The sequence below is a fragment of the Stenotrophomonas sp. JAG2 genome, assembly GCF_041080745.1.
Classification (GTDB): Bacteria; Pseudomonadota; Gammaproteobacteria; order Xanthomonadales; family Xanthomonadaceae; genus Stenotrophomonas; species Stenotrophomonas maltophilia_AA.
Genome location: NZ_JBEUMH010000001.1, coordinates 376,555 through 389,111, shown reverse-complemented (window position 1 = coordinate 389,111; position 12,557 = coordinate 376,555). Strand labels below are relative to the sequence as shown.

The 12,557-nt window shown below is 67.9% G+C and carries 9 protein-coding genes; 8 read left to right on the top strand and 1 reads right to left on the bottom strand.

Translation table 11 applies throughout. The annotated features are described in order from the left end of the window. Positions 1-49: 49 nt before the first annotated feature. The 4 genes from AB9O74_RS01645 to AB9O74_RS01630 all read left to right on the top strand — a co-directional run bounded on the left by AB9O74_RS01645 (position 50) and on the right by AB9O74_RS01630 (position 5,023). Positions 50-532, top strand: a complete 483-nt coding sequence (locus AB9O74_RS01645) for a DUF3574 domain-containing protein (protein WP_369348172.1) — start codon at positions 50-52, stop codon at positions 530-532. Positions 533-567: 35 nt separating this feature from the next. Next, a complete protein-coding gene (locus tag AB9O74_RS01640) occupies positions 568-1,428 on the top strand; it encodes an SH3 domain-containing protein (protein WP_369348171.1) in 861 nt (286 codons plus the stop codon). 72 nt (positions 1,429-1,500) lie between these two features. Next, complete coding sequence (locus AB9O74_RS01635) at positions 1,501-3,222, top strand: thiamine pyrophosphate-dependent enzyme (protein WP_346490437.1); 1,722 nt, start codon at positions 1,501-1,503, stop codon at positions 3,220-3,222. A 202-nt stretch (positions 3,223-3,424) separates the two neighbouring features. Continuing rightward, positions 3,425-5,023, top strand: coding sequence for a hypothetical protein (locus AB9O74_RS01630; RefSeq protein ID WP_176988396.1), 1,599 nt, complete (start codon positions 3,425-3,427; stop codon positions 5,021-5,023). A 175-nt stretch (positions 5,024-5,198) separates the two neighbouring features. On the opposite strand, the gene AB9O74_RS01625 is transcribed toward AB9O74_RS01630, so the two are convergent. Beyond that, positions 5,199-5,909 (bottom strand): glutathione S-transferase, encoded by a 711-nt coding sequence (locus AB9O74_RS01625; RefSeq protein ID WP_369348170.1) that lies wholly within the window; start codon positions 5,907-5,909, stop codon positions 5,199-5,201. 114 nt (positions 5,910-6,023) lie between these two features. On the opposite strand from AB9O74_RS01625, the gene AB9O74_RS01620 reads away from it, so the two are divergent. The 4 genes from AB9O74_RS01620 (at position 6,024) to AB9O74_RS01605 (ending at position 12,556) form a co-directional block, all read left to right on the top strand. After that, positions 6,024-7,340 carry a retropepsin-like aspartic protease gene (locus AB9O74_RS01620; protein WP_369348169.1) on the top strand — a complete coding sequence of 439 codons (1,317 nt, stop codon included), beginning with the start codon at positions 6,024-6,026 and terminating at the stop codon, positions 7,338-7,340. 152 nt (positions 7,341-7,492) lie between these two features. Beyond that, positions 7,493-10,078 (top strand): ATP-dependent chaperone ClpB, encoded by a 2,586-nt coding sequence (gene clpB, locus AB9O74_RS01615; RefSeq protein ID WP_369348168.1) that lies wholly within the window; start codon positions 7,493-7,495, stop codon positions 10,076-10,078. 124 nt (positions 10,079-10,202) lie between these two features. Continuing rightward, positions 10,203-11,504 carry an O-acetylhomoserine aminocarboxypropyltransferase/cysteine synthase family protein gene (locus AB9O74_RS01610; protein ID WP_369348167.1) on the top strand — a complete coding sequence of 434 codons (1,302 nt, stop codon included), beginning with the start codon at positions 10,203-10,205 and terminating at the stop codon, positions 11,502-11,504. A 167-nt stretch (positions 11,505-11,671) separates the two neighbouring features. Next, the gene (locus AB9O74_RS01605) at positions 11,672-12,556 is read left to right on the top strand and encodes a GyrI-like domain-containing protein (RefSeq protein WP_369348166.1); all 885 of its coding nucleotides are present in this window, start codon (positions 11,672-11,674) and stop codon (positions 12,554-12,556) included. Position 12,557 lies beyond the last annotated feature (1 nt).

The following is a 12,557-nucleotide window of genomic DNA, read 5'->3' as shown; positions in this document are numbered from 1 at the left end:
CCGGCACGCTCCTTCCCCCGCCTGTCCCTGTGTTTCCGGAGAGTTGTCCATGTCGTTCCGCGCCATTCTGTTTGCCCTGGTCCTGGCCACCAGCGGCTGTGCCACCGCCGCCCCGACCGCCAAGCCGACCCCGCCCACCACCGCCACGGCCACCCTGCAGGGCGATGCGGCGCGCCCGGACGCGGCCGCCGGCTGGGTCCGCAGCGAGCTGTACTTCGGCGTGGGCGAGGAAACCGGCGTGGCCGACCGCCCGCAGACCGAAGGCATCAGCGACGCGCAGTGGCGCGCCTTCCTCGACAAGGAGGTCACGCCGCGCTTCCCGGATGGCCTGACCGTGTTCGACGCGTACGGCCAGTGGCTGTTCCGCGGTGCGCCGGAACCGAACCGCCTGCGCACCAAGGTGCTGGTGGTCCTGCACGAGAACACCCCACAGCGCCGCGCCGACATCGAAGCGATCCGGCTGGCGTGGAAGCAGGCGACCGGGCACCAGTCGGTGCTGTGGGCGCAGCAGGCGGTTGAAGTATCGTTCTGATCCCGGGCGCCACGGTGGCGCCTCACGGAGCGATGATGAAACACAGGGATGCGATGCTGGCCGCGGTGGTGATGGGCCTGGCGGTGACGTGCGCGCACGCGCAGGACGCCGACCCGGCCCCGCTGCGATGGGAGGTCGCACCGGGCGTGCAGGCGCAGGCCGAGGTGCAGGAGGGCGGCAGCATCGCCGTGCTGCTCACGCCTTCCGGCACGCGCCAGGTGCTGCCGGGTGCGGCCGATGCGGACGGCACTGCGCGCCTGTCGGCCGAGGATGTCGACTTCGACGGCCGCCCGGAGCTGGTCGCGCGTGCCTCGGTGGGCATGGTCAACGAGGCGGTGGCGGTCTATCGCTACGACCCGGCGCAGCAGCAGCTGGTCGCACTCGAACCGGCCTCGACCGACGGTGCGCAGTGCGGTGGCCTGATGGGCCTGACCGTGGATGCAGCGACCCGCACCCTGGGCAGCAGCTGCCGCGGTGGCCCGATGTGGTACGTGGACCAGTACCGTTACGACGGCACGCGCCTGTATCTGTACCGCGCCGAACGCCTGCTGATGCTCGACGAACTCCTCGAGCCGTACGTGCTCGTCACGCAGACCGCCAACAGCGGTCCGCTGGCGGTCTGGAGCACCTTCGATCCTGCCGGCAAAGTGCTGGAGACCGCCATCGGCGATGGCCTGGAGACGCCGCCCGCCGGCGCGCCGCTGGTCCCTGTTTCCGGCCGTGTGATGGCGGCGAGGCTGCCCTTGTACAGCCAGCCGGGCGATGCCGCTACCAAGCGCTATCTGGTCCGGGACGACCGTGTGGAGCTGCTGGATGAGCGCGACGGCTGGGTGCAGGTGCGCTATGAGAATCCCACGCGCGGTGCAGTGCGGGGATGGGTGAACACGCAGCCGTGAACGCGCAAACCCACATGAGTGTCACTTGCCCGGTACTACGCTGACGCTTCCCCCTCGTCGTGGAAGCATGTCATGAGCAAGCGCGTTGCCGAGATCGTGGTTGAAACCCTGCAGGCCGCCGGTGTCCGTCACTGTTACGGCATCGTCGGTGACACCCTCAACCATGTCACCGATGCCCTCCATCGCAGCGATATCGAATGGGTGCACATGCGGCATGAGGAAGTGGCCGCGTTTGCCGCCGGTGCCGAGTCGCTGATCAGCGGGCGGCTCACGGCCTGCGCCGGCTCGTGCGGTCCGGGTGGCCTGCACTTCATCAACGGTGTCTTCGAAACGAATCGCAACCGCGCGCCGATGGTATTGATCGCCAGCCAGGTGGTCACCGCCGAGCTCGGGATGGAGTTCCCGCAGGAGGTCGATTTCAAAGCGGTGTACGGCAGCTGCAGCGTGTTCTGCGAGCAGGTCCACAGCCCGGAGCAGGCGCGCCGCGTGGTGACCCTGGCGTGCCAGGCGGCGATCAGCCGTCGTGGTGTGGCCGTCGTGATTCTGCCGGCCGACATCAGCGAAGCCGAGGTCAAGCACGATCCGCCGTTCTCGGTGCACTACACCCAGCCGGTGCTGCGTCCTTCGGACGATGAACTCCAGCGCATCGCCGCGCTGATCGGTGAGGGAAAGCGCATCGGCATCTACGCCGGCGCGGGCTGCGAGCATGCGCATGACGCGCTGGTCGCGCTGGGTGCCAAGCTCAAGGCGCCGATCGCGCATACCTCGCGCGCGAAGGATTTCGTCGAGTACGACAACCCGTACAACATGGGCATGACCGGCATCTTCGGCATCGAGTCCGGGTATCACACCCTGATGGCCTGCGACACGCTGCTGCTGCTCGGTGCGGACTTCGCCTGGGGCCAGTACTACCCGGACAAGGCCACGCTGATCCAGGTGGATCGCGATGGCAGCCATCTTGGCCGCCGCCATCCGGTGAACCTGGGCGTGGTGGGCGACATCGGCCCGACCTTGGAGGCGCTGCTGCCGTTGCTGCCGGAGCGCGAGGACCGCAGCTTCCTGGACGAGTGCATGGAGCATCGCGAAAAAGCGCTGGCCACACGGGCCAAGGAAGAACAGCCCGGCGAGGGCGAGCTGATCCACCCCCAGCATCTGACCGCGCTGATCGACCGCCACGCTGCCGACGATGCGCTGTTCACCGCCGACGGCGGCTCGCCGATGGTGTGGATCCTGCGCCATATCCGCGTCAATGGGCGCCGCCGCACGCTGACCAGCCTGCTGCACGGCACGATGGCCAATGCGATGCCGCAGGCGCTGGGCCTGCAGAAGGCCTACCCGGGCCGCCAGGTGATTTCGCTCTCCGGCGATGGTGGCCTGGCGATGCTGCTCGGCGATCTGCTCACCGCGGTGCAGGAGAACCTGCCGATCAAGGTGGTGGTCTACAACAACAGCTCGCTGAACTTCGTCGAGCTGGAGCAGAAGGTCGAAGGCCTGCTGGACAATTACACCGACCTGCAGAACCCCGATTTCGGCCGCCTGGCCGAAGTGATCGGTTTCTACGGGCGCACCGTGACCCGCTCGGAGGACCTGGAGCAGGCCGTGCAGGACATCCTGGCCCATCCCGGCCCGGCGCTGCTGGACGTGCACACCAGCCCGACCGAGCTGGTGATGCCGCCGCAGGTGGAAGCCAAGCAGGTGGCCGGCACCGCGCTGTATGCGGCCAAGGCGCTGCTCAGCGGGCGGGTCGGGGATGTGCGGGACCTGCTGGCCAACAACTTCCTCAACAAGCCCTGATCCGCACGCGTTCGGTAGTGCCGGCTGCTGGCCGGCTCCCGCCATTGCCTGAAGCATTCTGAAGGTGCCGGCCAGCGGCCGGCACTACCGCGCGGTGACGCGTCCCTACCGCGGACGTTTCCCGGCGTTCCATCCATGCGCCTGTTACTGGCGGCGGTGAGGCCCTACCATCGGCTACCCCCTCCCCACGGCCGTCCCCCGCATGTCCGCCACTGCCCCCGTCCCCTCCGGACGCCCCCGCTGGTTCGTTGCCGGCGATCTCAACGGCTTCTTCGGCCTGGTGGTCGACAACCTGTCGATCCTCGGCTTCATCGCGATGGCCCTGGTCGGCATTTTCCAGTTCCCTGCGGATGTGGTGTTCGGCCGCATGTTCCCGGGTACCGCCTTCGGCGTGCTGGTCGGCAACGTGCTCTACACCTGGATGGCACGACGCCTGGCCGCCCGCACCGGCCGCGACGATGTCACCGCGATGCCGCTGGGCCTGGATGCCCCGACCAGCATCGGCATGGCGCTGCTGGTGCTCGGCCCGGCCTTCCTCGCCTTCAAGGGGCAGGGGCTGGCCCCGCACGATGCGGCCATCGCGACCTGGCAGCTGGGCATGGCCTCGCTGGTGATCATGGGCGTGCTCAAGGTGATCCTCTCGTTCTTCGGCGAAGCAGTCACCCGCGCACTGCCGCGTGCCTCGCTGCTCGGTTCCATCGCCGGCATCGCGATCGTGCTGATGGGGTTCCTGCCGCTGCTGGAAACGCTGCGCTCGCCCATCGTCGGCTTCGTCACGCTGGGCCTGCTGCTGTACGTGCTGATCGCCAAGCGGAAGCTGCCGATCCGCGCGCCCGGCGTGCTGGTCGCGTTCGTGTTCGGCACGATTCTGTACTACGGCCTCGGGCTTGCCGGGCTGGGCGCCCCGGGCTTCAAGGTGCCCGAGTGGGTGCCGCCGCAGGTGGTGCTGCCGTGGCCGACGCTGGGCTTCATCGACGGCCTGCCGACCGCGATCACCTACCTGCCGCTGCTGCTGCCGTTCGGCCTGCTGATGGTGGTGGGTGGCATCAACGTCTCCGAGAGTGCACGCGCTGCCGGTGACGACTACCGCACCCGCGACATCCTGCTGGTGGAAGCGATCGCCACGCTGGTGGCCGGCTTCTGCGGCGGTGTTGCGCAGACCACGCCGTACATCGGCCAGCCGGCCTACAAACACATGGGCGCGCGCAGCGGCTACACGCTGCTGACCGGCCTGTTCGTCGGCATCGGCGGCATGTTGGGGGTGATCTCCGGCCTGGTGCAGTGGCTGCCGCTGGCGGTACTGGCGCCGATCATCGTGTACGTAGCGATCGACATCACCACCCAGGCTTTCCAGGCCACGCCGCGCGAGCATGCCGGGGCGATGGTGCTGGGCTTCCTGCCCTCGGTCGCCTACCTGCTGGCGATCAAGGCGCCGGGCTGGATCGCGCCGGAGCAACTGGTGGCCTTGACCACCACGCTGGATGGGCACGGCCTGCCCGAGCTGGCGGTGATCTTCACCCTGGGCAATGGCTTCATCATCACCTCGATGCTGTGGATCGCGGCGGTGGTGGCGATGATCGACGGGAAGCTGCTGCGCGCGTCCGGGTTCCTGCTGGTGGCCGCCGCGCTGACGCTGTTCGGCCTGATCCACTCGGTGGACCCGCGCGGTGGAATTTACCTGCCGTGGCAGCTGGAAGGCCTGCCGAAGATCATCAGCTGGCAGTTTGCAGGCGCGTATGTGGCGCTGGCGGGGTTGCTGGCGCTGTTGTCGCTGCAGAAGCAGCCTGCTGAGCGGACCTGACGCTCCCGCGGCGGCACGTCGAACGGGTGTAGAGCCGGCCGCTGGCCGGCTGCTCTACTGCGGAGCCGGCCAGCGGCCGGCACTACCGGCTCGCGACCAAACCTGCGCTCACGACCCAACCTGCGCTCACGACCAACGGTCGTGAGCTACCGGGTGGAGGCGGGCCGCCCGGGGATCAGGCTTCGCCGTCCAGCTCCGGGTAGTGCCGGAAGATGCCGTTGGTGTTGAAGGCCAGGCGCCGTTCCGAGGCGAGGTAGGCGGCGATGTTGGGCCGGGTTTCCACGCGGTCCTTCAGCGCGCGCAGCTGCGGCAGCGTCGGCCACAGCGCCTGCATGCGGCGCGGGAACATGTACTCCAGCCCGCTCAGCAGCTGGAACAGCGACAGATCGACGTAGGAATGCTCCCGCAGCGGATGCCTCCCGCCGTTGTGCTTGAGCACGTTCTCGAAGTACCCCAGGAACTTCGGCATGCGTTCGCTCCGCATCGATTCGGCGCGCGCCTTGGCTTCGCGCTTCTGGTCGTCGTAGTACTTCGAGGCGGCGATCGGGTGATGGGTGTCGTGCACCTCGGCGACCAGGTCGGCGATGGTCAGCTGCAACTGCAGCGCCTGCTGTCGCCGCGAGCTGGCATCGGGAACCAGGCCCAGTTCCGGTCCCAGATGGTCCAGGATCGCACCGACCTGGGCGATCACCTGCCGCCCGGTGCGCAGAAACGGCGGGGCAAACGACTGCAGTCCTTCGACCTTGCCATCCAGGTACGGCTGCATCACCGCGTCGCCATGGACGCGCGCCATGTCCGTGTAGCCCGCGCCGGCGTCTTCCAGCGCCAGCCGCACGAACTCGCCGCGGCCCTGGATGCCGGTCCAGTAATACAGTTCGTAATGCATGCAGTCACTCCGTGCGGAACCGGCCCCCAGCATCGCGCGCGCGGACGAAAGCAGGCGTGAGCGCAGCGTGGTTCCCGTGCTAGGGTCGAGCGGGGACGTCGACGGGAGTACGGGATGCGGATGTGGGTACTGGGCGCGTGCGTGGCGATGCTGCCGGCCACCGTGGCGGCCGATCCGGTGGCGCTCCACGATGGGTTCGGCTACAGCGATGCGGTGCTGCGTGCGGAGCTGACGACGCTGCGCGACATGAGCGGCGCGTCCGGCCCGCGCCGCCATCTCGGCGCGGCGGGCTACCACCGCGTCCGTGGAGAGTTGGACGCCTCCAACCGTGCCGCACGCCAGTGCCTGGCCGAAACCGCCGATGCACCGCCGGCGCTGCAGGGCCTGGCCTTCCTGTGCGAATCCACCCTGGCCGGCAATGCGCTGATCGAGGGCGATATCGCGCAGTGGGCGAGGCTGATGCTGCGCGTGCGCGAGGACTACCAGCGCACCATCGTGCCGATGCTCACGCCCGGTGATGAAGTGCCCGATGTCACCCGGCCCGCGTTCGCGGCGTTCACGACCTGGCCGCGCAGCGCGCTGCCGGCGGCCGAGCGCGGGCAGGACGTGGACGTGCCGATCCAGTTCAGCAATGAACTGCCCTCGGTCACGGTGACGCTGCATGGCAGCCGCGATGGCGCTGTGGTCGCCCACGAAGCCTCTTTCGTCATCGACACCGGTGCGCCGCGTTCGCATATCAGCCGCGCCCTGGCCGAATCGCTGGGACTGGCGGTCACCGGCAACTTCGTGGTGTCGCGCATCGTCGGGGACGAGATCCAGCAGGCGGGGCTGGCCGCGCCGATCGATATCGAACTCGGTGGCCAGCGCGTGCGCGATGTGTCGTTCAACAGCGAAGCCGCGCGTGAGCTCAACCTGATCGGCTTGGACGTGCTGCGCGCGCTGGGGCCGGTCCGCCTGTCCCGCGAAACGTTGACGCTGCTGGGGTCGCACACGCCGGCTGCCTGCACGCGCCGGATGGTGTTCACCTCGTCGCTGTGGGGGCCGTTCCAGCAGGTCCGCTATCCGATCCGGGGCCGCGAGGCCCACCTGATGCTGGTCGATAGCGGCTTCCACGGAGCCTTCCAGATGCGCGGCGCGCCGCGCTCGTCGGTACCGGCCGCGGCGATCCAGCGCCGGAACGTGATCACCACGCGCGGCGCGGAGGACATCGAGTACGCCCCGGCCAGCACACCGCTGCAGATCACCGACACGCCGGTCGCGATTCCGGTGGATATCGCCTTCCAGCCGCCGGACCTGTTCTCGTCGTCGTGGCGGATCGGCTACGGCGTCACCGGGGGCTATGACGTGGCGCTGGACCTGCCCGCCGGCCTCGGCTGCCTGGTACCGCGCCCGGCCGCACCGCCGGTGCTGGGGCGGCCGCCCAGCGCGTGAAGGCCTGCCCGGCCGGGGGGGCGGAAAGGGCTGCGGGAAGGCCGACGTTGGCTGAATCGGCATCTCATCCACCCTTGAAACACGCCCACGTAACCGCATCTGACTGAGAGTGCTGGCACGGCCAGCTCCCGTTTACATCGAGGACAAGAATCATGCGGATGGACAAGCTCACCTCGCGTTTCCAGCAGGCGCTGGCCGACGCGCAGTCGCTGGCCGTGGGCCGCGACCACAACATCATCGAACCGGTCCATGTGTTCAGCGCGCTGCTGGATCAGCAGGGCGGCAGCACGCGCCCGCTGCTGGCCCAGGCCGGTGTCAACGTACCGGTGCTGCGCGAACGTTTGAACGAAACCATGGAGGCCCTGCCCAAGGTCTCCGGGCAGGAAGGCAACCTGTCGATCGGCAACGATCTGAACCGGCTGCTCAACAACACCGACAAGCTGGCCCAGCAGCACGGCGATGCTTTCATCGCCAGCGAGTGGTTCGTGCTGGCCGCGGTCGACGATGGCGGCACCCTGGGCATGGCGCTGCGCGCTGCCGGTGCCGACAAGAAGAAGATCGAAACCGCCATCGAGAAGGTGCGCGGTGGCGAGACCGTGCAGTCGGAAAATGCGGAAGACCAGCGCCAGGCGCTGGAGAAATACACCATCGACCTGACCGCGCGCGCCGAGAGCGGCAAGCTGGATCCGGTGATCGGCCGCGACGAGGAAATCCGTCGCACCATCCAGGTCCTGCAGCGCCGCACCAAGAACAACCCGGTGCTCATCGGCGAACCCGGCGTGGGCAAGACCGCGATCGTGGAAGGCCTGGCCCAGCGCATCATCAACGACGAAGTGCCCGAAGGCCTGCGCGGCAAGCGCGTGCTCTCGCTGGACATGGGCGCGCTGATCGCCGGCGCCAAGTTCCGCGGTGAGTTCGAGGAACGCCTGAAGGGCGTGCTCAACGACCTGGCCAAGAGCGAGGGGCAGGTGATCCTGTTCATCGACGAGCTGCACACCATGGTCGGCGCAGGCAAGGCCGATGGCGCGATGGACGCGGGCAACATGCTCAAGCCGGCCCTCGCGCGCGGTGAGCTGCACTGCGTCGGCGCGACCACGCTGGACGAGTACCGCAAGTACATCGAGAAGGACGCCGCGCTCGAGCGCCGCTTCCAGAAGGTGCTGGTGGGCGAGCCGAGCGTGGAAGACACCATCGCGATCCTGCGCGGGCTGAAGGAAAAGTACGCCGTGCACCATGGCGTGGAAATCACCGACCCGGCGATCGTCGCGGCGGCCACGCTGTCGCACCGCTATATCGCCGATCGCCAGCTGCCGGACAAGGCCATCGACCTGATGGACGAAGCCGCCTCGCGCATCCGCATGGAGATCGACTCCAAGCCGGAAGAACTGGACCGCCTGGAGCGGCGCGTGATCCAGCTCAAGATCCAGCGCGAAATGCTCAAGAAGGAAAAGGATGACGCATCGCGCCAGCGCCTGGCCGATCTGGAAACCGACATCGATGCGCTGGAGCGTGAGTTCTCCGATCTCAACGAGATCTGGAAGTCGGAGAAGGCCACGCTGCAGGGTGCGACCCGGATCAAGGAGCAGATCGAGCAGGCCAAGCTGGAGCTGGAGTCGGCGCAGCGCCGCCAGGACTTCGGTCGCATGAGCGAAATCCAGTACGGGCAGTTGCCGCAGCTGGAAAAGCAGCTGGCTGCCGCGCAGGAAGTGGAAACCAGCGAGTTCAAGCTGGTCCAGGACCGGGTCACCGCCGAGGAAATCGCCGAGGTGGTGTCGCGGTGGACCGGCATCCCGGTCAACCGCATGCTGGAAGGCGAGCGCGACAAGCTGCTGCGCATGGAAGAGGTGCTGCACAACCGCGTGGTCGGCCAGGAAGAGGCGACCAAGGTGGTCTCCGATGCGGTGCGGCGCTCGCGTGCGGGCCTGTCCGATCCGGATCGCCCGAGCGGCTCGTTCCTGTTCCTGGGCCCGACCGGCGTGGGCAAGACCGAGCTGTGCAAATCGCTGGCCGAGTTCCTGTTCGACAGTAGCGACGCGATGATCCGCATCGACATGAGCGAGTTCATGGAGAAGCACAGCGTCGCGCGCCTGATCGGTGCGCCCCCGGGGTATGTGGGCTACGAGGAAGGTGGCTACCTGACCGAGGCGGTGCGTCGTCGCCCGTATTCGCTGATCCTGCTGGATGAAGTGGAGAAGGCGCATCCGGATGTGTTCAACATCCTGCTGCAGGTGCTCGACGACGGTCGCCTGACCGATGGCCAGGGCCGCACGGTGGACTTCCGCAATACCGTCATCGTGATGACCTCCAACCTGGGCTCGCACCAGATCCAGGACATGAGCAGCGATGACAGTCCGGAGGCCTATACGCAGATGAAGGCGGCGGTGATGGGCGTGGTGCAGGCGCACTTCCGCCCGGAATTCATCAACCGCCTGGACGACATCGTCGTGTTCCATCCGCTGGACAAGGTGCAGATCAAGCAGATCGCCCGCATCCAGATGCAGGGCCTGGAAAAGCGTCTGGCCGAGCGTGGCCTGCGCATCGAGGTCAGCGACGCCGCCTTCGAGCTGCTGGGCAACGTCGGCTTCGATCCGGTGTACGGCGCCCGCCCGCTCAAGCGTGCGATCCAGTCGCAGCTGGAGAATCCGCTGGCGCAGAAGATCCTGTCCGGCGAGTTCCTCAACGGCGATGTGATCCGGGTCGATGCGGCCGAGGGCAAGCTGGTGTTCGTGAAGGGCTGAGCCCCGCACGCGCCGGCGGCCTGATAACCGTTGCGCCTCAGACCATGCTGGTTTGGCATGAACCCCCGCCTCGGCGGGGGTTTTTTGTTCGGTATCGTCGGCATTCACCTGGAGACGATGCGATATGTCCGAACACGGCAGTCCCGAATCACAGTGGCGCGCGGAGACCATCGCCGTGCATGGCGGCTACCGGCCCGACCCGACCACGCGCGCGGTGGCGGTGCCGATCTACCAGACCGTGGCCTACGCCTTCGATGACACCCAGCACGGCGCGGACCTGTTCGACCTGAAGGTGCCGGGCAACATCTACACCCGCATCATGAATCCCACCACCGACGTGCTGGAGCAGCGCATCGCCGCGCTGGAAGGTGGGATCGGCGCGCTCGCGCTGGCCTCGGGCCAGGCGGCGATCACCTATGCGATCCAGACCATCGCCGAAGCGGGCGACAACATCGTCTCGGCCAGTGCGCTGTATGGCGGCACCTACAATTTGTTCGCGCATACGCTGCCGCAGTTCGGCATTGAGACGCGCTTTGCCGACTATCGCGATCCGCAGGCGTTCGGCGCGTTGATCGATGACCGCACCAAGGCGGTGTTCGTCGAGTCGATCGGCAACCCCCGCGGCAACATCACCGACATCGAGGCGGTGGCGAAGATCGCGCATGCGCATGGCGTGCCGCTGATCGTCGACAACACCGTGGCGACGCCGTACCTGCAGCGCTCGTTCGACTTCGGCGCGGACATCGTGGTGCATTCGCTGACCAAGTACCTCGGCGGTCATGGCACCAGCCTGGGTGGCGCCATCGTGGACTCCGGGCGCTTCCCATGGGCCGAGCACAAGCAGCGCTTCCGTCGCTTGAACGAACCGGACGTGAGCTACCACGGCGTGGTCTACACCGAAGCCCTTGGGCCGGCTGCCTACATCGGTCGCGCGCGGGTGGTGCCGCTGCGCAATACCGGCGCGGCGATCTCGCCGTTCAATTCCTTCCTGATCCTGCAGGGCATCGAGACGCTGGCGCTGCGGCTGGACCGGATCAACGCGAATACCCTGGCCGTGGCCAAGCACCTGCAGGGACATCCCAAGGTCGCCTGGGTGAACTACGCCGCATTGCCCGACCACCCCGAACATGCGCTGGTGCAGAAGTACCTGCGCGGCCACGGCTCCGGCGTGCTGACCTTCGGCCTGCCCGGTGGCCGCGCGGCTGGCGCGCGCTTCCTGGATGCGCTGCAGCTGTTCACCCGGCTGGTGAACCTGGGCGATGCCAAATCCCTGGCCACGCATCCGGCCTCGACCACCCACCGGCAGCTGGATGCGGCCGAGCTGGAAAAGGCGGGCGTCAGCGAAGACACGGTGCGGCTGTCGGTGGGCATCGAACACATCGATGACCTGCTGGCGGACCTGGAGCAGGCGTTGGCCAAAGCGTAGAGGCAGGACCCACGGCGGCCGGTGCGGGCCGGCCGCCGTGGGGGTTTTTGGCGTGGCTCTACCGACAGGGTTAGGATCGGCTGACGATCCCCCAACTGCGCAAGATCGGCCACGCGCCGGGGTGGGGCACGACGCACGCTGAGCGTCACCCCGAGATGGAGCCCGCCATGAGCCGCATTGCCCAGGTACGCCAGCGCCACGGTATCGACCGCGTCATCGCCCATCTGCAGGCGTGCCTGCGCGCTGGCGATCCCTTGCCCGATCTGGAGGCACTGGCCGCGATCGCGCACCAGTCCCCGTTCCACTTCCATCGCCTGTACCGCGCGCTGACCGGCGAAACCCCCGGGCGTACCGTGGCCCGCCTGCGCCTGCTGCAGGCGCTGACGCTGCTGGGCCAGGCCGACAGCCGGGTCACCGAGGTCGCCTTGCATGTCGGTTATGAGAGTCCGCAGGCGCTGGCCCGTGCCTGCCGCCAGGCGCTGGATGCCACGCCGAGTACCCTGCGCGAGGATGCCGGGCTGCGCAGCCACTGGCAGCAGCTGCTGTCGCTGCCGGCCGGTGATCAGGCCGACGGCAACGCGGTCCCCCTACAAGTGACCGTGACCATGCTGGAGCCTTTCGATGTGGTGGCGCTACGCAGGGAAGGCGCCTTCGATGATCTCGACCAGGCCTTCGGCGAGATCTTCACCTGGGCGGCCGAGCAGGGCTGGGCCGAGCAGTTGCAGCAGCTGGTCGGCATCGCACGCACCGATCACCGCGATGTACCGGCGCACGAGTGCGTGTTCGACTGCGGCATGGGGTTCGGTCGCCCGCCGCACGCGCTGCCGGCGCCGCTGCGTGCGCTGACGCTGGGCGGCGGCGCGTATGCGGTGCTGCGCCATGTGGGCAGCTATGCAGGGCTGGAGGCCGCCACCGATGTGCTGCTGCGGGACTGGCTGCCCGAGTGCGGCCACACGCTGCGCGACGCCGAGCTGTATTACCACTACCTCGACGATCCGGAAGAGGTACCCGAGCCCATCCTGCGTGCGGATATATGCGTGCCGGTCGCGTAGC